The organism is Pseudomonas sp. AF03-9 (assembly GCF_020515815.1).
GTDB lineage: Bacteria > Pseudomonadota > Gammaproteobacteria > Pseudomonadales > Pseudomonadaceae > Aquipseudomonas.
Genome location: NZ_JAHPJF010000020.1, coordinates 66904 through 86400, shown reverse-complemented (window position 1 = coordinate 86400; position 19497 = coordinate 66904). Strand labels below are relative to the sequence as shown.

18 protein-coding genes are annotated in these 19497 nt (G+C 60.8%); 8 read left to right on the top strand and 10 right to left on the bottom strand.

Annotated elements, in window-relative coordinates; translation table 11 throughout:
* Positions 1 to 120 precede the first annotated feature (120 nt).
* From LIY36_RS23045 to LIY36_RS23020, 6 genes are all read left to right on the top strand, one after another.
* Positions 121 to 534 carry a helix-turn-helix transcriptional regulator gene (locus tag LIY36_RS23045; protein ID WP_192300571.1) on the top strand — a complete coding sequence of 138 codons (414 nt, stop codon included), beginning with the start codon at positions 121 to 123 and terminating at the stop codon, positions 532 to 534.
* 171 nt (positions 535 to 705) lie between these two features.
* Positions 706 to 1431, top strand: a complete 726-nt coding sequence (locus LIY36_RS23040; RefSeq protein WP_226457281.1) for a sensor histidine kinase — start codon at positions 706 to 708, stop codon at positions 1429 to 1431.
* Entirely contained in the window at positions 1428 to 2072 is a 645-nt protein-coding gene (locus tag LIY36_RS23035) for a response regulator (protein WP_226457280.1), read from the top strand. Before LIY36_RS23040 ends, LIY36_RS23035 begins: the two co-directional genes overlap by 4 nt.
* Before the next feature lie 203 nt (positions 2073 to 2275).
* Positions 2276 to 3634, top strand: a complete 1359-nt coding sequence (locus tag LIY36_RS23030) for a hypothetical protein (protein WP_226457279.1) — start codon at positions 2276 to 2278, stop codon at positions 3632 to 3634.
* A 55-nt stretch (positions 3635 to 3689) separates the two neighbouring features.
* Positions 3690 to 4763, top strand: a complete 1074-nt coding sequence (locus LIY36_RS23025; RefSeq protein WP_226457278.1) for a hypothetical protein — start codon at positions 3690 to 3692, stop codon at positions 4761 to 4763.
* A 78-nt stretch (positions 4764 to 4841) separates the two neighbouring features.
* Positions 4842 to 5015, top strand: a complete 174-nt coding sequence (locus tag LIY36_RS23020; protein WP_225595684.1) for a hypothetical protein — start codon at positions 4842 to 4844, stop codon at positions 5013 to 5015.
* Between the two features lie 42 nt (positions 5016 to 5057).
* On the opposite strand, the gene LIY36_RS23015 is transcribed toward LIY36_RS23020, so the two are convergent.
* Positions 5058 to 7082 (bottom strand): c-type cytochrome, encoded by a 2025-nt coding sequence (locus tag LIY36_RS23015; protein WP_226457277.1) that lies wholly within the window; start codon positions 7080 to 7082, stop codon positions 5058 to 5060.
* 217 nt (positions 7083 to 7299) lie between these two features.
* Between LIY36_RS23015 and LIY36_RS23010 the strand changes: the two genes are divergently transcribed.
* Complete coding sequence (locus LIY36_RS23010; RefSeq protein ID WP_192300578.1) at positions 7300 to 8004, top strand: hypothetical protein; 705 nt, start codon at positions 7300 to 7302, stop codon at positions 8002 to 8004.
* 69 nt (positions 8005 to 8073) lie between these two features.
* On the opposite strand, the gene ptaA is transcribed toward LIY36_RS23010, so the two are convergent.
* The 8 genes from ptaA to hmpA form a co-directional block, all read right to left on the bottom strand.
* On the bottom strand, positions 8074 to 9168 hold the full coding sequence (gene ptaA / locus LIY36_RS23005) for a pyoverdine biosynthesis transaminase PtaA (protein WP_226457276.1): 1095 nt from the start codon (positions 9166 to 9168) through the stop codon (positions 8074 to 8076).
* Between the two features lie 146 nt (positions 9169 to 9314).
* Positions 9315 to 10202: a heme o synthase gene (gene cyoE / locus LIY36_RS23000; RefSeq protein WP_003194050.1), complete on the bottom strand. Its 888-nt coding sequence runs from the start codon at positions 10200 to 10202 to the stop codon at positions 9315 to 9317.
* 11 nt (positions 10203 to 10213) lie between these two features.
* On the bottom strand, positions 10214 to 10549 hold the full coding sequence (gene cyoD / locus LIY36_RS22995; protein ID WP_003176003.1) for a cytochrome o ubiquinol oxidase subunit IV: 336 nt from the start codon (positions 10547 to 10549) through the stop codon (positions 10214 to 10216).
* Positions 10549 to 11175 (bottom strand): cytochrome o ubiquinol oxidase subunit III, encoded by a 627-nt coding sequence (locus LIY36_RS22990; protein ID WP_060754365.1) that lies wholly within the window; start codon positions 11173 to 11175, stop codon positions 10549 to 10551. Before LIY36_RS22990 ends, cyoD begins: the two co-directional genes overlap by 1 nt.
* Positions 11176 to 11178: 3 nt before the next feature.
* The gene (gene cyoB, locus LIY36_RS22985) at positions 11179 to 13197 is read right to left on the bottom strand and encodes a cytochrome o ubiquinol oxidase subunit I (RefSeq protein ID WP_192300580.1); all 2019 of its coding nucleotides are present in this window, start codon (positions 13195 to 13197) and stop codon (positions 11179 to 11181) included.
* A 3-nt stretch (positions 13198 to 13200) separates the two neighbouring features.
* Entirely contained in the window at positions 13201 to 14142 is a 942-nt protein-coding gene (gene cyoA, locus LIY36_RS22980) for a ubiquinol oxidase subunit II (protein WP_192300581.1), read from the bottom strand.
* A 793-nt stretch (positions 14143 to 14935) separates the two neighbouring features.
* Complete coding sequence (locus tag LIY36_RS22975) at positions 14936 to 15442, bottom strand: disulfide bond formation protein B (protein WP_192300582.1); 507 nt, start codon at positions 15440 to 15442, stop codon at positions 14936 to 14938.
* Between the two features lie 151 nt (positions 15443 to 15593).
* Positions 15594 to 16775 (bottom strand): NO-inducible flavohemoprotein, encoded by a 1182-nt coding sequence (gene hmpA, locus LIY36_RS22970; RefSeq protein WP_226457275.1) that lies wholly within the window; start codon positions 16773 to 16775, stop codon positions 15594 to 15596.
* 147 nt (positions 16776 to 16922) lie between these two features.
* On the opposite strand from hmpA, the gene norR reads away from it, so the two are divergent.
* Positions 16923 to 18446, top strand: a complete 1524-nt coding sequence (norR, locus tag LIY36_RS22965) for a nitric oxide reductase transcriptional regulator NorR (protein WP_226457274.1) — start codon at positions 16923 to 16925, stop codon at positions 18444 to 18446.
* A 120-nt stretch (positions 18447 to 18566) separates the two neighbouring features.
* Here norR and LIY36_RS22960 read toward each other — a convergent pair whose 3' ends face one another.
* Complete coding sequence (locus LIY36_RS22960; RefSeq protein WP_226457273.1) at positions 18567 to 19469, bottom strand: DMT family transporter; 903 nt, start codon at positions 19467 to 19469, stop codon at positions 18567 to 18569.
* Between the last annotated feature and the right edge of the window lie 28 nt (positions 19470 to 19497).

The following is a 19497-nucleotide window of genomic DNA, read 5'->3' as shown; positions in this document are numbered from 1 at the left end:
CGTCACCTCTGAGCGGGTCGCCCCTCCGAACTGCTGTCAAAGTGCTATACCGTTGTTCTCAGCAGAGAACTCCAGGGTCACATTTTGCGCAGTCATCCCCATATGGAACCGGAGCGGGCCTTGAATACGGGTGCCCTGACGGCCCGCGAACAAGCGGTATTGCGATTGATCAGCATGGGCATGGATTGCCAGGCGGTAGCCCTGCACCTGGCCATCAGCCCACTGACCGCGCGTAAACACCGCAGCAATATCCTGGCGAAAACCGGGCTCAAGTCTGCGGTTCAACTCGCCACCTTTGCCGTCGAATGGGAATTCCACCCCGGCCGTCGGCGGCTGGCCCTTGCACCACCGTTGACACGCCGTGAACGGGAAATTGCCGAATACATCGCCGCCGGGCAAACCAGCAAGCAAATTGCAAAAAACCTGGGCATCAGTGACCTCACCGTGCGCAAACACCGGGAAAACCTCTACCGTAAACTCGGCATCCAGCGCATGGCGCAACTGGTCCTCTACTGCCTGCAACACCCGCTCTAGACCGCCATGCCCGCGTAAAACCTACGCCATCGGCAGTATTGCGCTGCACGCGGCTGGACTCCAATGTTGTGATTCATCCCCCTTTGCAAGGAACATCGGGCAAGTGACACAGCAACCTTCAGCACCGCCCTTTTTGTGACGCACTATCCCGATCTATCACGGAGACAAGGAATGTCACGTCAAAAAACCCTGCGTGCCGGGCCACAGACCTTTGCCCCGCACGCCTCGCCAGCAACGCCTGTGCTTGAACTGTCGCCGCTTGAACAAGAGCGCCGACGCATTTCCCACGAACTGCACGACCAACCGCTGCAAACCCTGGCATGGGCGCAACTGCGCCTGGCGGAGTTGAATCGCCACGAGGGCAGCGCCCATATCCGACCGATGATCGAGGACATACGGCGCCTGATTCGTGACGTGAGCCAACAACTGCGCCAAGTGATCGACGGCCTCGTGCGCCCCCCCGCGGGCGGCTTGCGCCTGGATGATGCGCTGCGTACCAGCGTGCGCGAAATGCACCAGCGCTTCACCGGTTCGCCATCGATTCTGCTCAACCTTCAGGGGCCACGCCTGCCGCTTGCGCCACCGCTGATGGCCGCCGTGTTGCGTGCCGTCCAGGAGTTGCTGGCCAACCTGCGCAAACACAGCGAGGCGAGCCAGGCGTTCCTGAGTTCTTCGTGCCTTCAGCGCTGCGTTGAAGTGGTGCTGGCCGATTGTGGCCGTGGCTTTGACCCGACGCTGATAGACCCTTCCCGCGGCTTGGCGAGCATCCGCCAACGCCTGGAAGCGGTCGGTGCCAGGCTAATGATCGACTCGCGCCCTGGCTTTGGCACATGCGCCCGTGTGGTGATCCCAGTGGCCCCAGCACATCATCGGCGTTTCAGGGTACCTGCGCCGTGAGCGGTGCCCCATTGCGGGTGCTGCTGGTTGACGATCACCAACTGTTTCGCCAGGGCCTGGCCGCCTTGCTCGCCGCCGAGGCGGACATGCACGTCGTCGGCCAGGCAGAAAATGGCCTGCAGGCGTTGTCGCAGATTGACCTGCTGCGCCCCGAGTTGGTGGTGCTGGATATGGAGATGCCGCTGCTCAACGGTATCGACACGTTGCTTCGCGCCCGCCAGGCCTACCCCGCGGTACGTTGTCTGTGCGTTTCCGCCCATGGTGAACTGCGCAAGATTGCCCTGGCGCTGGAGTCGGGAGCCTGCGGTTACCTGCTCAAGGACTGCGCCGCCGAAGAACTGCTCAAGGCCTTGCGCAGTGTGGCCGGCGGGCGCATCTACCTGTCACCGGAGGTGGCCACCGAGATGGTCGCCCATCAACACCCCAGCCAACGCACCGGGGTCGCCGGAGCCCCCTTGAGCCCGCGCGAAAAACAGATCCTGCAGTTGCTGGTGGAAGGCTGCACCACGCGGGTGATTGCCGAACGCATGCACATCAGCAGCAAGACCGTGAGCACCCACCGCGAGCACATCATGAGCAAGCTCAACGTCAAAGGCATCGCCCAACTGACCCGTTATGCGCTACGCGAAGGCCTGGTCTGACGGCGAGCATCGGTACTTGTACCGATCCGAAAATCAGCATTGCGGAACACGTAAATCAGCATCCGGCACAGTGCCTCGAACGCCCGCGATGACGAATATGGCCTCCGGCTATCAGTGCCCTTCACCTTTTGTATTGATGGCCTTCGGAGACCGCGGCGGTTGCCCGGTGCTCGGTTTACTCAACCGATTTGGAGCTTAATGTCATGGCTAACGTTGATACGCTGGACCTGTGGGCAAAATGGATGGGGGCTGTACAAAATCAAGCATTGAGCGGTGGGCTGGGCGGCGGTCAGCGCTTCAGCGCAGGTTCCACCACGCTGAACGTCGACCTGGGCAACGTCGACCCGACGATCGTCAATTACTACATCCACGGCCTGGGCGATGTGGTGCCCGCCAACAGCCCGTCGTACTCGCCGGCCGGCGGCCTGCTGACCAGCTACGCGGTGTTTCTGGACTGCATCGACCTGGGCGCGATCCCCAACCCGAACCTGGCCAGCCAGGTGAACCTTGCCACGTCGGCGTTGAACACCGCGCAAACCGCGTTCAACAACGTCACCACCCAGGCGATCCAGCAGTACGTCAACTACAAAGCCATCAACTCTCCACCGTTTGTGCCGTTCTCGACGTGGGTCGTACAAAGCTACCCAAGCTACGTCACCGCCAACAACAACCTGATTGGCGCCGCCAACGCCCTCGATTCGTTGATGGTGCAGGCGTATGGCGCCGGGTATGTGCCGTTGCAGCAAGCACGCAGCAAGGTCGGGATCAACGGTGCGCAGAGCCTCACCGCGCAAAACCCGTTCAACATGGCCGTGACCTCCGGGTCGATCGCAGCGCCGGGTTCACAGCCGGTGGTCGTCGGTGGCACCACTCCACCACCAGCCAGTGCGTTGGTATCGTCCTTTGCTCCGTCCTACACCCTGCAAGGATTTTCCACCGCGTATGCAGCCTGGCAAGCCGCCAGCGTCGCCGGGCAGGTCGGGGCCTCGATCTCGGTCAGCTCCAGCACCGCCAGTTACAGTTTCAGCCAATCCGGCTGGAGTGCTTCGGCGAATGCCAGCCTGTTCGGTGATTTTTTCAACTTCACCGCCAGCGGTTCCGCCAGTGGCCAGAAAACCAGCATCGACACCTCAAGCAGCGACTTCTCGCTGACCGTCGACTTCACTGGTCTGGGCAGCTTTATCATCGCTCCGGGCGCCTGGTGGGATAACGGTTCACTGGTGAACACCTTCCAGAACAAACTCAAACCGGGCTCGCCGGCCTTCTTCGGCGAAAACGGCTCCCTGGCGGCCGTGCCGACGCAACTGGTGGTCGGCTTTGAGCCAACGGTGAAACTGAAAATGAAGGCCAGCGACTACAGCAACGTGAAAAGCAGCTGGCAATCCCAGGCCACCGCGTCCATCGGCATCGGCCCGTTCCGCATCGGGTCGGCGACCACGTCCGCCTATGGCAGCAAACAAGACATCCGTTGGGATGACGCCTCGGCCACCGTGACCATCGGTCCGATCCACAGCAGCCTGCCGATTCTGTTGGGTGTGGTCAGCCAACAACTGGGCCAGTGACAGCCCGGCCGGGGGCCTTCGCGGCTCCCGGCTTCATGGCACAGGAGCATCGCGCGTGGCAGACCCAACGCTTTGGCAGCTATACGACCAAACCTTGGCCAACCTGGCCCAAGTAGCACCCGGCGAAGTGTTTTCGATTACCGCGCTCAACACCTACACCGACCTGGGTAGCCCGATTCCGGCCATATGCAACGCCAGCATCTACCAGTTGGGCAATGGCATTCCCGTGCCCACGGGGACTTATTCGATCCACAGCGGTGTGTTCACCGCTTACTGGATTTACCTCAGCTACTTGCTGGAAGCCGCACAACCGGCATCTCTGGCGAACGTAAACGCCAGCCCGGTCGACTTTGATCGGTATCGGCAACTGGTGAGCACCTCGACGCCGCCCAATCCCTTGCAGGCCCAACAACTGAACAGCACACCGCTGTCCCAGACCCATCAACACCTGATGGCAACGCTGGGGCCGAGCGTCCCCGAGATTTGCGCGGCACTCAATCAATGCTGGCTGGCCATGCAGCCGGAGAAGGTCGCGACCAACATGTGGGTGCAACTGGCGGCGGGCGCTCCTCAGTACCTGTATCCCGGCTATGCCCTGGAAAACTGGAGCGCCACGTTTGCACAGTGGCAAGCACGCGTTGCACCCGTGGCAGTGCTCGATGCCGTCAGCGTCAACGTGCCGGAAAGCGCGCCTGCCTTTATCCAAGTGGATACGGCCAGCCTCGCCGCCCTGGAAGACACCACGACGCTGAGCTTGAGCGTGTCGATGCAGGCCTTCGGCACCTTCAGCCTGAGCCCCGCCGAGTGGCTCGACCCGAGCTTCTTCGACGCCACCCGTTACCCATTGCCCGCTGGCGCACCGCCCTTTCTGGCGCTCGACGGCCCGCTTGGCCTGCTGCCGCTCAAGGCAGTGCTGGGCTTTCGCCCGTGCCTGAAACTGCGCGCCAGCACCCTGCAATCGGCCCAGCAATTGGCCAGCAATGTGAGCCGCATCGGCCCGTTCTCGGTGCAGGCCGGCGCGGTGACGAGCGCGGGCTCGGACCAGTTCGATATTGAGCTTGATTCCACCGACATCGACATACCGGTGTTGCTCGGGGTGATCAGCATCCCAAGCGCCACGGGTCATTAAGCGTTGTACCGCCATCCACTCAGGGAGAACCCAACCATGGCCAGCTATTGCCAGGAAAAATTCACGAAAGACGGAACCATGACCGAACTGAAAGTCTGCTGGCGCCAGGACAAGCACGTCCATGACGCGACGCTGATCACCACCATCGCCATCTGGCTGGGCACCACCCAGGGCGGCACGTGGACGGTGCGGGCCAACAGTTATGAAAGCAACAAGCAAAGCTGCTCGGTGGGAGCGGTCACCTACCCCTAGGCGCCTGCGCGGGGAGCCCGGCGGCTCCCCGTTTTCAGCCCATCAATAACGTGCATCGGCGGGCTTGCCGCCATTGGGCCAATCCTTGACCTTGTCCGGGAAGTCCGGGCGCGGTTGCCCCGAGAAAAACGCCGCGACATCCACCGCGTCCTGGTCGGACAAACCACCCTGCCCTAGCGGAAATTTCTCGTGAAAGCCTATTGGCATGTTGCGTTTGACGAATGCCGCCGCCGTATAGGTGCGGGCCATGCCGGCGCCGATATTGAACGATTGCTCGCCCCACAGCGGCGGGTAGATCAGTTCGCCGTCGGCGCGCGCCAGGCCCTGGCCGTTGTCACCATGGCACACCGCACATTGCTTGGCGTAGACCGCTTGACCATTGAGCAGGTCCGGCTTGATCGCCGGGTCGACCTTGCCCACGCCGCGCCCGGCGACTTTGTCTGCGGGGCCGGTGTTATTTTTCATCCAGTCGAAGTAGGCGACCATCGCTTGCATATCTGCCGATTGCGGCGGCAACGGCTTGCCGTTCATCGAGCGACGGAAACAGCCGTTGATGCGTTCTTCCAGGCTCACCACCTTGCCCGCACGCGGCGCGTAGCTGGGGAAGAATGCCGACACGCCGACAAAGGGCGAACCGTCCGCCACGGTACCGGCGTTGAGATGGCAACTGGTGCAATTGAGCGCGTTGCCGACGTTGTCCGGCAACAATGCCTTGGTTTGCAGATGCAGGCGCATGCCGCGCACCACTTGGTCGGCGTTGGGCGCGGCGAGCAGGTCGGCCAGGCGCGGGGTTTCAAATGCCGTTGAATCGGTGGTCACCGGGTTGAGCTGGTCACGCAGCGTTTTGACCTGCGCCGCGCTGATGGGCGTGCCCCCATTGCCCCAGCTCGTGCGCACAAAGCTGAGGATCTCGGCGATTTCCTGATCGGCCAGGCGGGCGAAACCGGGCATGGTGTAGACCCGTGGGTGAGCGGCCGTTTGCGCGGTTTCCCAACCCGTCAGGGTGATGTGCAGCAGTGACGTCGGGTTGCTGGAGGCAATGCCCGGATTGCCCGCCAGCGGCGGGAACAGGCCTTTGACACCGGCGCCGTCGCTGCGATGGCAGTCGCTGCAGAACTGCATGTAACCCAGGCCGCCCCGGCTGGTGAACAGATCCGCCGGCGGCGCAGCGGGTGCCTGGGCCACGGACGGCATTGGCAAATCGTCTTTGCCCGGTGGCAGGGACTTGAGGTAGCGGGCGATGGCCGTGAGGTCGTCATCGCTGAAATGCTGAGTGCTGTGGTGGATCACATCGGCCATGTTGCCGGCGACCGTGGCGAAGCGGTTTTGCCCGGTCTTGAGCAATTGCACGGTGTCTTCCACGGTCCACAGGTTGCGCAGGCTCAGGGCGCGCCAATGCTCTACGGTTTCGCCAGCCAGGTAATGCTGGCCACTGCGGCCTTCATCACTCAGGGCTTTTTCCTGGAAGGCGATGCCACGCGGCGTGTGGCAGGAACCGCAATGGCCCAGGCCCTGGACGAGGTAGGCGCCGCGGTTGAGCTGTGCATCCCGCGCCGGGTCCGGCTGGAAGGGCCGCTTGTCGAGAAAGGCGAAATTCCACAGCGCCAGGCCCCAGCGCTGGTTGAACGGGAAACCCATGTCGGCTTCACGGTTGGCTTGCTGCACAGGCGCTACGTCTTGCATCAGGTAGGCGTACAAGGCGCGCATATCGTCTTCGCTCATCTTGGCGTAGGACGGATATGGCATAGCCGGGTACAGGTTCATACCGCTGGGCGTGACACCTTCGCGCATGACCCGGTCGAATTGCTCGTAGGTGTAGTTGCCGATGCCGGTGTCACGGTCGGGCGTGATATTGCTGGAAAAGATCGTGCCCATCGGCGTGCTCAGCTCCAGCCCGCCCGCCATCACTTGGCCTTGCTTGGCAGTGTGGCAAGCGATGCAGTCGCCCAGTTGCGCGACGTACTTGCCATGCTCGATCAGTGGGGTGTCGGGGGCGCTGGCGTGCAGGGGAAGCGCCACGCTCAGCGTCGCCCCCAGCATGGCCAGGCGTGCAAGAGAAAGCGCCATCGTGTTAGTCCTTTAATCACCTGGCGTGGGGAGGTCCCCTTGGCGCAGGTCAGTGGTCGTTTTTATAGGTTCATCAGGCAGGGTTGTTGTAACGGATATGCGGGCAGGGGGTTTTGATATGGGTCAGGGGCAATGTGCTGCCTTGACCTGATCCCCCCACGCCTTGAAAATGCGCGACGCTTTTTTGTCTCCCGTTTACTGAAGTAGTGAAATTTCAATGTCTGATTCCCACCACGAAGAATCCGTAGTCGCCTTGCAATCCAAAGCTGAATACGAAAACGCCATCAATCTTTCACAGCATGTGCCAGCGGCCAAGATCATCAGCGAAATGGTGCTGGACGCGTTTCACACCTCCAAGGAAAGCGATCAGATCCGCGAACTGCGCGTGGCGATCCGCCAGGCTCACGACGCTTTCGACGATGACAAGGCCTACGACCTGATGGGCCAGCTCAAGCAACTCAAGGACGCCGAGGCCGCCGACAACATTGCCCTGGAAGACCTGAGCAGCAAGTTCTCCATCAGCCGCATCCTGTCCAGCTTCAAGGACGACCCCGAGTTCCAGGAGTTGGTCTACGGCCTGGCGTTGAAGGTGCTGAACCAGAGCCACCAGGCCATCAGCAACCCAAGCGCCGGCAAGAGCAAGGCCTCGCGCCCGAAAAAAGAAGCCGAAGTGTTTGTGATCAGCAAGGATGGGATCAGCGTCACCCTGCCATTGCGCACACCGCGCTCGAAGCTGAACGTTGACCGCGAGGCGTTTGAATTCCTGGGCTTCAGCTTTGTAGGTGAAGGGGATGAGGCTGAGTTGGAAGTGGAAAGCTTCGTGGACAACACCGGCGCTGAGCAACCGCTGAGCCGCAAGAGTGTGATCACCGCGTTGCAGCAGCAGCGTGCGTTTGACGGTTACAGCATCGTCCAGCAATAACACGTCGCCAGCGACACCGCCGAACTGAATGTGGGAGCAAGCCCGCTCCCACATCTGTTTCCTCCAGGGTCAGACAGCCCGCACATCCTGCGCCGCAAACGCCTCACGAAAGCGCTGCATATCCTGCTTGTTCCCCACCGTCACCCGCACCCACTGCGGCCAGTTCTTCCACACCCGCCCGATCAACACACCCTGCTCTGCCAGGCGCTCGATAACCTGCTCGGCCGGCTGCTTCACGTCGATCATGAAGCAGTTGCTCTGGGACACCGTGCAGGTAAACCCACGCCCCTTCAGCCATGCCACGGTCTCGTCGCGCAGTTGTGCGTTGAGCGCCTTGCGCTGGGGCAGTAGCTTGATGTCTTCCAGGCTGGCCTTGGCACCGAGCAGCGCCGAACCGGCCGGGACATTGTCGCCGCCGAACACCGCCAGTTGTTCCAGCAACTTCGGGTGCCCCACCGCCAGGCCGACGCGGGCACCGGCCATGCCGTAGATTTTCGAGAAGGTGCGCAGCACCAGCAGGTCATCGTGTTCCTTGACCCAACTGATCACGCTGGGAGCGTCGGAAAAGTCGATGTAAGCCTCGTCCACCACCAGCACGCTGCCCTTGGGTTTGTTCGCCAGTGCGTGGCGGATCGCCTCGGTGGGAGTCATGGTGCCGGTGGGGTTGTTGGGGTTGCACAGGTAGAGCATGCCGGCCTGGGGGGCGGCGGCGAGCATGGCGGGCACGTCGTGGGCGTGTTCGGCGTTGAGGTCGACCTCTTTCACCGGCGCCTTGCGCGATTCGGCCGCCTGGCGCGGGACTTCATAGGACGGCGTGGCCATCACCAGCCCGCGGGTTTCACTGGTAAACGCCAGGACCGCAAACCGCAGCGCGGCCATGGAGCCGGAAAACACCGCCACCTGGTCCTCGGCAAGCCCTTGCTGCTGGGCGAACAGCCCGGCCAGTGCGTACATGTGGCCGTAGGGGTACAACCCGGCGCTGGCGATGCCGCGCTGCATCGCCTCACGCGCAGCGCCCGAGGGGCCGTAGGGGCTTTCGTTGTAGTTGAGCCGCACCTTGTCAGACTTTGCCGGCTTCGGGGCCGCTACCGCCCAGTCCAGACGCCCTAACAGCGGCAGGGCTGCGCCCACGGCGAGAAGGGACCGACGACTAACGCTGACCATGTGACAACTCCTTGTAAGGCGGGGGATGGATTCGCACAGCTCGTACTTGAGGGTAAGACGAGAAAAGCCTAGTCCGATTTAACCGCCCGCCCAAGAAAAAGCCCCGCGCTTCTCTCGAAGGCGGGGCTCTTTCACTGCGCGACCACTCAGTGAGCGTAGGTCAGCAGAAGCTCTTTCGGCACTTGGAAATCCAGGGACATCATCACGCTGAGCGCGGTGATGGTGAAGATCGAGAACACGAACAGCTTGCGCGCCCAGACGGTGTCATCCACCGCCTTGTAGCCGGTCCAGGCCATGTACAACCAGTACATGCCCATGGCGGCGGCGACGGCAAGGTAGCTCATGCCGGCATAGCCACTGAAGGTCAACATCAAGGTCGCCACGAGGAAGGCCAGGATGTAGAGCAGGATGTGTTTCTTGGCCACCTGGATGCCACGCTTGACCGGCAGAACCGGAATCGACGCAGCCAGGTAGTCATTGAAGCGGAAAATCGCAATGGCGTAGGAGTGCGGCATCTGCCACAGGCTGAACATCACCAGTAGCGTCAGCGCGGCCATGTCGAAGCTATTGGTCACAGCCACATAACCAATCACCGGCGGCATCGCCCCCGACAGACTGCCCACCAGCGTGCCGTGCACCGACTTGCGCTTGAGGTACAGGCTGTAGAGGCCGACGTAGATGACAAAACCGATCACGGCGAACAGCGCCGCCAGCGGGTTGGCCACCTTGTACAACAACGCCACACCGGCAACACCGAGGACGGTCGCATAGATCAGTGCCAGCTTCAGGGAGATGAGGCCCTGGACCAGCACGCGATTCTTGGTGCGCTCCATCTTGATGTCGATGTCACGGTCGATGCAGTTGTTGAACACGCAACCGGAAGCCACCACCAGGGACGTACCGATCATCGCAGCCAGGAAGATGGCCAGATCGACATGTCCCTTGGAGGCCAGGAAGAAACCGCCCGCCACAGAAAGCACGTTACCGAAAATGATCCCCGGTTTGGTGATTTGGATAAAGTGCTTAAGCGACATCGGGTCTTACCTCACTTCGCCATCATGTAGGTGTGGATGCTGAACATGATCCACAGCGACAGACCAACCAGCAGAACGATCACCAGGCCTGCGAACACGAACGCAATCACGTTCTCACGCTGGGCCTCGGAACGGTCCAGGTGCAGGAAGTACACCAGGTGAACCAGAACCTGGATTACCGCGAATGCCAACACGATCATCAAGGTGATCGATTTCGGCAGGGTCGGGTACATCACCAGGCCGAACGGGATCAGGGTCAGGATGACCGACAGGATGAAGCCGATAGCGTACGACTTGACGCTGCCGTGGCTTGCATCGTGGCTGTCATGGGAGTGTGCATTAGCCATTACAGAGTCCCCATCAGGTAGACAACGGTGAATACGCAGATCCAGACCACGTCCAGGAAGTGCCAGAACAGGCTCAGGCAGCTCAGGCGAGTCTTGTTGGTGTTGGTCAGGCCGTGTTTATTGACCTGATACATCATCACCGCCATCCACAGCAGGCCGGCGGATACGTGCAGACCGTGGGTGCCTACCAGCGTGAAGAACGCGGACAGGAAGCCGGAACGGTGCGGGCCGTAACCTTCGGAGATCAGCAGGTGGAACTCGTTGATCTCCATGCCGATGAAGCCCAGGCCGAACAGGAAGGTCAGTGCCAACCAGCTCAGTACGCCTTTCTTGTTGCCCTTGTAGAAGGCCAACATGGCGAAGCCGTAGGTGATCGAACTGAACAACAGCAAGGCGGTTTCGCCGAGCACGTAGGGCAGTTCGAAGATGTCGTGGCCCGACGGGCCACCGGCAGTGTTGTTTACCAGTACCGCGTACACCGCGAAGATCGACGCAAACAAGATGCAGTCGGTCATCAGGTAGAGCCAGAAACCGAAAACGGTCATCGGCCCCGAGTCGTGGTGATGGTCATCGTGCCCATGGTCATCGACATGGGCGTGTCCAGCATTGGTCACTAAGTTCGACATGGTTTAAGCCTGTTCCAACGAGGTTTCAACACGGTTGGCCGGGATTTTCTTCTCGGCTACCAGGCGAGCGTGCTGCTCGGCTTCGATGCGTTCGATCTCTTCGACCGGCACCATGTAGCCTTGATCGTCACGGGCTGCGTGAACGATGAAGTAACCGATAGTGCCAACCAGGCTCACGATTGCCAGCCACCAGATGTGCCAGATCATCGCGAAACCGAACACGGTCAACAGCGCACCCATCACCACGCCAGTGGCGGTGTTGCTTGGCATGTGGATCGGTTCATATTTGGCCGGTTTCTGGTACGCAGTACCGTCTTCCTTGGCTTCGGTGAACGCATCAATGGTGTTCGCAGTCGGGATCACGGCGAAGTTGTAGAACGGTGGTGGCGACGAAGTCGACCATTCCAGGGTGTGGCCATTCCATGGGTCGCCGGACTCGCACATGTTCTGCTTGCGATCACGGATACTCACGTACAACTGGATCAGCTGGCAGGCGATACCCACAGCGATCATCACCGCACCGAACATGGCGACGTACAGGTACGGCACCCACTCAGGGTTGGTAGTGGCGTTCAGACGACGGGTCATGCCCATGAAGCCCAGCGCGTAGAGCGGCATGAACGCGACGAAGAAGCCCGAGATCCAGAACCAGAATGCAGCCTTGCCCCAGCCTTCGTGCAGCTTGAAGCCGAACGCTTTCGGGAAGTAGAAGCTGAAGCCAGCGATGTAACCGAATACCGCACCACCGATGATCACGTTATGGAAGTGCGCGATCACGAACAGGCTGTTGTGCAGGACGAAGTCAGCACCCGGGATGGCCAGCAGTACGCCAGTCATGCCGCCGATGGCGAAGGTCACCATGAAGCCCAGGGTCCACAGGACCTGGCTGGTCATGCGCAGACGACCGTGGTAGATGGTGAACAGCCAGTTGAATAGCTTCACCCCCGTCGGGATGGAAATCAGCATCGTCGCCAGGCCGAAGAAGGCGTTGACGCTGGCCCCCGAACCCATGGTGAAGAAGTGGTGCAGCCAAACCATGAAGCCCAGTACAGAGATTGCGCCCGATGCGTAAACCATCGAGTGGTGACCGAACAGGCGCTTGCCGGTAAAGGTCGAGATCACTTCGGAGAAGATACCGAACGCTGGCAGGATCAGGATGTACACCTCAGGGTGACCCCATGCCCAGAACAGGTTCACGTACATCATTGGATTGCCACCAAGTTCATTGGTGAAAATGTGGAAATCCAGGTAACGGTCAAGCGACAGCAGCGCCATGGTGGCGGCCAGGATCGGGAACGAAGCCACGATCAGGACGTTGGCCCAGGTGCAGGTCCAGGTGAAGATCGGCATGTCCATCAGTTTCATGCCAGGGGCGCGCATTTTCAGCACGGTGGCCAGGAAGTTGACCCCCGTCAGCGTCGTCCCGAGTCCTGATAACTGTAGGGCCCAGATGTAGTAGTCCACACCCACGCCAGGGCTGTACTGAATGCCCGACAGCGGCGGATACGCAACCCAACCGGTCTTGGCGAATTCGCCGACGCCCAGGGATACGTTGATCAGCACCACGCCGGAAACCAGCAGCCAGAAGCTCAGGGAGTTCAGGAACGGGTAGGCAACGTCACGCGCGCCGATCTGCAGCGGCACTGCAAGGTTCATCAGGCCGGTGAAGAATGGCATCGCCATGAAGATGATCATGATCACACCGTGGGCGGTGAAGATCTGGTCATAGTGTTCAGGTGGCAGGTAGCCAGGCGAACCCTCGGTGGCCATGGCCAACTGGGTACGCATCATGATGGCGTCGGCAAAACCACGCAGCAGCATGACCATGGCCACGATGATGTACATGACGCCGATTTTCTTGTGGTCAACCGAAGTCAGCCACTCGGTCCACAGGTAGGTCCACTTCTTGAAATAAGTGATTGCCGCGAACAGTGCCAGACCACCCAGCGCGATCATGGCGATGGTAATCATCACAATCGGCTCGTGGAACGGGATCGCATCCCAACTTAATTTACCAAACATCGTTTACTCCTCTGCCCCAGCAGTTGAATGCGAGCCCGTGTCAGAACCTTCAACCGCGGCCACTTCTTTCTTCTCGTGCTTGACCGGCTTGCCTGGCTTCATACCTTCGTACTTGTCGACGATTTTCTGAAACAGGTTCGGCTCGTACGTGGAGTACAGGGCGACTGGGTTGTTCTGGCTTGGTTTGGCCAGGGCGTCGTATTCAGCTTGATCAAGCTGTTTAGGTGCGGCCTTGACTTCGGCTACCCAGGCGTCGAATTCTTCCTGGCTTGTCGAGATCGCTTTGAATTTCATGCCGGTGAAGCCAGCGCCGCTGTAGTTGGCGGAGATGCCTTCCATTTCAGCTTTCTGGTTGGCGATCAGGTGCAGCTTGGTCTGCATGCCTGCCATCGCGTAGATCTGGCCGCCCAGGGCTGGGATGAAGAACGAGTTCATCACGGCGTCGGAGGTGATCTTGAAGTTCAGCGGAGTGTGTTCCGGGAAGCGGATCTGGTTAACAGTGGCGATACCCAGGTCTGGGTAGATGAACAGCCACTTCCAGTCCAGCGCGACGACTTCGATGTTGATCGGCTTGACGTCGGATTCCAGCGGACGGTACGGGTCCAGAGCGTGGGTGGACTTGTAGGTCACATAACCCAGGGCAATGATGATGAGGATCGGGACCAGCCACACCGCGATTTCGATCTTGGTGGAGTGCGACCACTTCGGCGCGTAGGTCGCGCTGGTGTTCGACGCGCGATATTTCCAGGCGAACGCGAAGGTCATGATGATCACAGGGACCACGACCAGCAGCATCAGCAGGGTAGCGGTGATGATCAGGTTTCGTTCATCCAGGCCGACCTGTCCTTTCGGGTCGAGCAAGGTCCACTTGCAGCCTCCCAGCATTAACATCATGCCAAGCAGCGGCAAAAAGCCTAGTAATCGGGGGTACCTGTTTTTACTCATCTCACGACCTCTAAAGCAGCTTGCGCAATGCAGTTGGGTTTTGATCGCCAACACTTCACCCTGCCAAGGGTTGGCATTTCTCTTCGATTGAATAAGAGCCTGCCCATCACGCCATTTAACGGCGCGTTTCGCGGACCTGCGGTGAGTTCTTATTCGATTTCGTGGTTAAAGGCCTTGTTACAGACCAATTCCATTTGGTGCGGATAGTTGAAAGGCTGCCGGAACCTTGGGGTCGCACAGAGCCATCCATCTGCCCCTCGACCGCTCCAGTGCTCAAATATTGAACAGCACCGGACATTCAGTGCGGGCGATTGTAGTTAGCTAGCGATGTATAAACCATGTCTTATAAAGAAATAATTTTTATCGATTACAGCAACAATCCTTCACCAAAACCGCAAAGGTTCGCGATCTTATCGTGTTCGATTCTCAACAAAAACCACAAAAATTGCCGTGTTATTGCACAAAGCGTCACAGCCCTTACCCAGTGTAAGGGCACGTTAAACGTACCCAACCCCCCAGAAAACAAGGCATTCGGACATCACTCAAAGGCACGGGCGGCGTGAGCTGCGCCGCCTCGTCCAAACCACGAACTGACAGCACAATTTGCGCGTTTTAGGCAAATTTAACGAGGCAATGAGCGAGTCGGAAACGTCCTGCGGCAGCTTCCGTGTGACAACATGTCGCACGCTGCGCGCACCCGGAATTGTCCCGCGTCACGCTCTGTTCACAAAACCCTACAAACAAAAACGCCCCGGACTTCCCTCAAGGAGGACCGGGGCGTTTCAGTCAACACTCAGGTGCGGCGTTGGCGGTTACGGTAAATACCCAGCGGCACCAGGATCACCGTCAGCACGAACGCCACCAGCGCCCATTGCGCCAGGGACAGGCCCAGTATCGGCGGATACGGCGTGCTGCAGAAACCGTCGACCTGGAAGCCCAGGGGGAACACCTTGGCCAGGGGCAGGTCGTCGACGATCGGTTGCAGCACATCGATGCCGCAACTGACCTGGGGGAAGAACTGGGTGTACACATGATGGCCGGCTGCTGCCACGCCGCCGAGGGCGCTGAGCACCACCAGGCCTTCGAACAGCGTCACCGCGCCTTTGCGGCGCATGGCCGCGCCGAGGAAGGCGAAGACCGCAATCAGCAGCAGCGCATAGCGTTGCAGGATGCACAGCGGGCACGGCGCCTCGCCCAGCACGACCTGCATATAAAGTGCACCACCGATCAGCGCCAGGCAGATGATGCCCAGCAACACCAGAAAGCGCCGCTCCCTGCCTAAACGCAATTCGTCACTCATCTCTGTTTCCCTTTGTCTGGTCATGCCAATGGCCGCAAGTTTACACACAGAGAGAGGTTTAAACAGAAAGGGGTTAACAGGAGATTAATCAGTCGCAATAGCGACCCCATGTGGGAGCAGGCTTGCCCGCTCCCACAATTCGGACAGTGTGTTACTCCAATGCCGCAGCCGGACCGAAGAACTCATACCGGCTTTGTTTCTCTGGAACCCCCAACGCCTTGAGGTGACGCTTGACCGCCGCCATGAAGCCCTTGGGCCCGAGGAAATACGCATCCACATCACGCTGCTCGGGCAACCACGCCGCCAGTTGCGCCTGGCTCAACAAGCCCACCTTGTCTGCCGCCGGGCTCACCCCGTCATCCTCGGCGTAGCAATAGAAGCGCTTGAGTTGCGGGTGCTTGGCCGCCAGGGCATCCACCCAATCGCGGAACGCATGCACCCCGCCATTGCGCGCGCAGTGGATAAAGTGCACCGGGCGCTCGGTCGCCAGCGCGGCTTCGAGCATTGGCAGGGTCGGTGTGATACCCACCCCGCCGCTGATCAGCACCAGCGGTTTATCACTGGCCACCAAGGTGAACTCGCCCGCCGGCGGGAACAGGTCGATGGTCGCGCCAACCTGCAGTTGATCATGCAGGTAGTTGGACACTCGCCCACCGGCTTCGCGCTTGACGCTGATGCGGTACTGGCCGGCATCGCTCAGGGCCGACAGAGAATAGTTGCGGCGCACTTCTTCGCCGTCCAGCACCAGCTTCATACCGATGTACTGGCCGGGCGCAGCCGCGAGGATCGGGCCGTTATCCACAGGTGCAAAGTAGAAGGACGTGATCTCGGCGCTTTCTTCCACACGCTTGACCAGCGTGAACGCCCGCGCACCGCGCCAACCGCCGGGGGCCTGGGCCTTTTCAGCGTAGATGGCGCTTTCGGCACCGATCAGAATATCCGCCAGTTGGCCGTAGGCCGCGCCCCAGGCATTCATCACTTCAGGGGTGGCGATCTCGCTGCCCAGCACTTCGGAAATCGCCCGCAGCAGGCAGGCCCCCACGATCGGGTAATGCTCCGGCAGGATCTGCAAGGCCACGTGCTTGTTGATGATCTTCGCCACCAGGTCACCCAGCTGGTCCAACTGGTCAATGTGTCGCGCATACATCAGCACGCCGTTGGCCAGGGCGCGCGGCTGGTCGCCACTGGCTTGGTGAGCCTGGTTGAACAGCGGGCGCACCTCAGGGTACTCGGAGAGCATCATGCGGTAGAAATGGGTGATCAGCGCTTCGCCACCGCTTTCCAGCAGGGGCACAGTGGATTTGACGATGGCACGGTCTTGGGCACTAAGCATGGCAGACTCCTGGGTCTTTTTACTGATTGCCTTTACCTACTCAGTATTCGTGCCAACTTATAAATCCTTATATTTCAATGAGTTGAATAATATGTAGTCAGTATGACTTCCTACACTTTATAGTCATAAGGACTACAAGGAGTCATTATGACTGCACAATCGCTGCTCACCACCCTGCTGCCCCTGGTCGCCGACCTGTCCCGTGAACTGCCCGAAGGCGAGCGCTACCGCCGCCTGTTGCAAGCCATGCGTGCCCTGCTGCCGTGTGATGCCGCCGCGTTGTTGCGCCTGGACGGTGAATGGCTGGTACCACTGGCGGTGGATGGCTTGAGCCCCGATACCCTCGGGCGGCGCTTCAAGGTCAGTGAACACCCGCGCTTCGCCGTATTGCTCGCCAGCCCCGGCCCGACGCGCTTTGACAGCGACAGCGAATTGCCCGACCCCTACGACGGTCTCGTCGCTGGCATACACGGGCAGCTGGAAGTCCACGACTGCATGGGCTGCCCGCTGTTTGTCGACGACAGGCCATGGGGCCTGCTGACCCTGGACGCCCTCGACACCGAGCGTTTCGAACGGGTCGAACTCGACGCCCTGCAAGCCTTCGCCAGCCTCGCGGCCGCGACCGTCAACGTCGCCGAACGTATCGAACGCCTGACCCTGCGCGCCGAAATCTATCGCGAGGCCAGCGGCCAGCAGCACAAGGAAATGATCGGCCAGAGCAAACCCCACAAACGCCTGGTGGAAGAGATCAAGCTGGTGGGCGGCAGCGACCTCACCGTTCTGATCACCGGCGAAACCGGGGTGGGCAAGGAGTTGGTGGCCCAGGCGATCCATGCTGCGTCAGCCCGTGCCGACAAACCGCTGATCAGCCTCAACTGCGCCGCCCTGCCGGAAACCCTGGTGGAAAGCGAGCTGTTCGGCCATGTGCGCGGCGCCTTTACCGGCGCGCTGAATGAGCGACGCGGCAAGTTCGAACTGGCCAACGGCGGCACGCTGTTCCTCGATGAAGTCGGCGAACTGTCCCTGAGCGTGCAGGCCAAACTGCTGCGCGTGCTGCAAAGCGGCCAGTTGCAGCGACTGGGCTCGGACAAGGAACATCAGGTCGACGTGCGCCTGATCGCCGCCACCAACCGCGACCTCGCCGAAGAAGTGCGCAACGGCCGCTACCGCGCCGACTTCTACCACCGCCTCAGCGTGTACCCGCTGCAAGTCCCGGCCCTGCGCGAGCGCGGGCGCGATGTGTTGCTGCTGGCGGGTTTCTTCCTGGAGCAGAACCGCTCTCGCATGGGCCTGGGCAGCCTGCGCCTGAGCAGCGATGCCCAGGCGGCGCTGCTGGCCTATAACTGGCCGGGCAATGTGCGAGAGTTGGAACACTTGATCGGCCGCAGCGCGCTCAAAGCCCTGGGCAACTGCCGCGAGCGGCCGAAGATTCTCAGCCTGAGCGCCCAGGACCTGGACTTGCCTGACGTCAGCGCGCCGGCCATCGAAGCCCCAGACGACGTGATCCCCGTGGTCACGGGCGACCTGCGCCAGGCCACCGAGCACTTTCAACGCCAGATCATCAGCGCCTGCCTGGAGCGTCACCAGCACAACTGGGCCAGTGCGGCCCGTGAGCTGGGGTTGGACCGCGCCAACCTGGGGCGCATGGCCAAGCGCCTCGGTCTCAAATAACCCGGTCAACTCGGTCAAATGTGGGAGCGGGCTTGCTCGCGAAGGCGCAGTGTCAGTCGCTAAATTCGTTGACTGACCCACCGCCTTCGCGAGCAAGCCCGCTCCCACACAAGCCCCACATCAGATTTGCTGCGCCTTGAGGATGGGGGTAACGGGCTTGGGTTTTCTGAACACCAACACATTCCCCAACATCACCAGCACCAACCCCACCAGCGCCGCCCCGGTCCATTGATAGCCCTCGGCAAACGCCGACACATTCAACGCCACCACCGGGAACAGCACCGTGCAGTACGCCGCCCGCTCCGGCCCCATGCGTCCGACCAGGGTCAGGTACGCGGTAAACCCGATCACCGAGCCCGGGATCACCAGGTACCACAATGCGCCGATATACCGCGCGCTCCAGTCCATCTCGAACGGAATCCCGCGCACCGCGCAATAGGTCGCCAACATCGCCGAACCATAGGCCATGCCCCAGGCATTGGTGGTCAGCGGCTTGAGCCCGGCTTTCTGTTGCAGGCTCGACAGCATGTTACCCGCCGAGAAACACATCGTCCCGAGCAGCGCCAAGCCCAGGCCAAGCAGGGTCTGCGGGCTGGCGGTGTGCCCGACCAGCTCCGGCCAGAACAGAAAGCCCAACCCCAGCAGACCCAGGCCGCCGCCCATCAACACATTGCGCGCCACGCGCTGGCCGAAAAACACCCGGGCGTTCAGCGCGTTCCACAAGGTCGCCGTGGAAAACACCACGGCCACCAGCCCGCTGGGAATCCACTGGCTGGCCGTCAGGAAGCACATGAAGTTCACGCAGAACAGGCACAAGCCCTGGGCCAGGCAGATCAGATGCCCGCGCCGGTTCATCACCTGCAACCGGCGGCTGAGCAGCAACAACGCAAACAGCACCAGCGCCGCGAGACCGAAGCGATAGACGATGGACACCGGGATCGCCACCACGCCCAGTTGCCATTTAAGGGCGATCCAGGTGGTGCCCCAGATCAGCACGGTGAGTAAGTACAGGAAAAGGTTCATGACAGGCTCCATCGATTGAGCCCCAGTG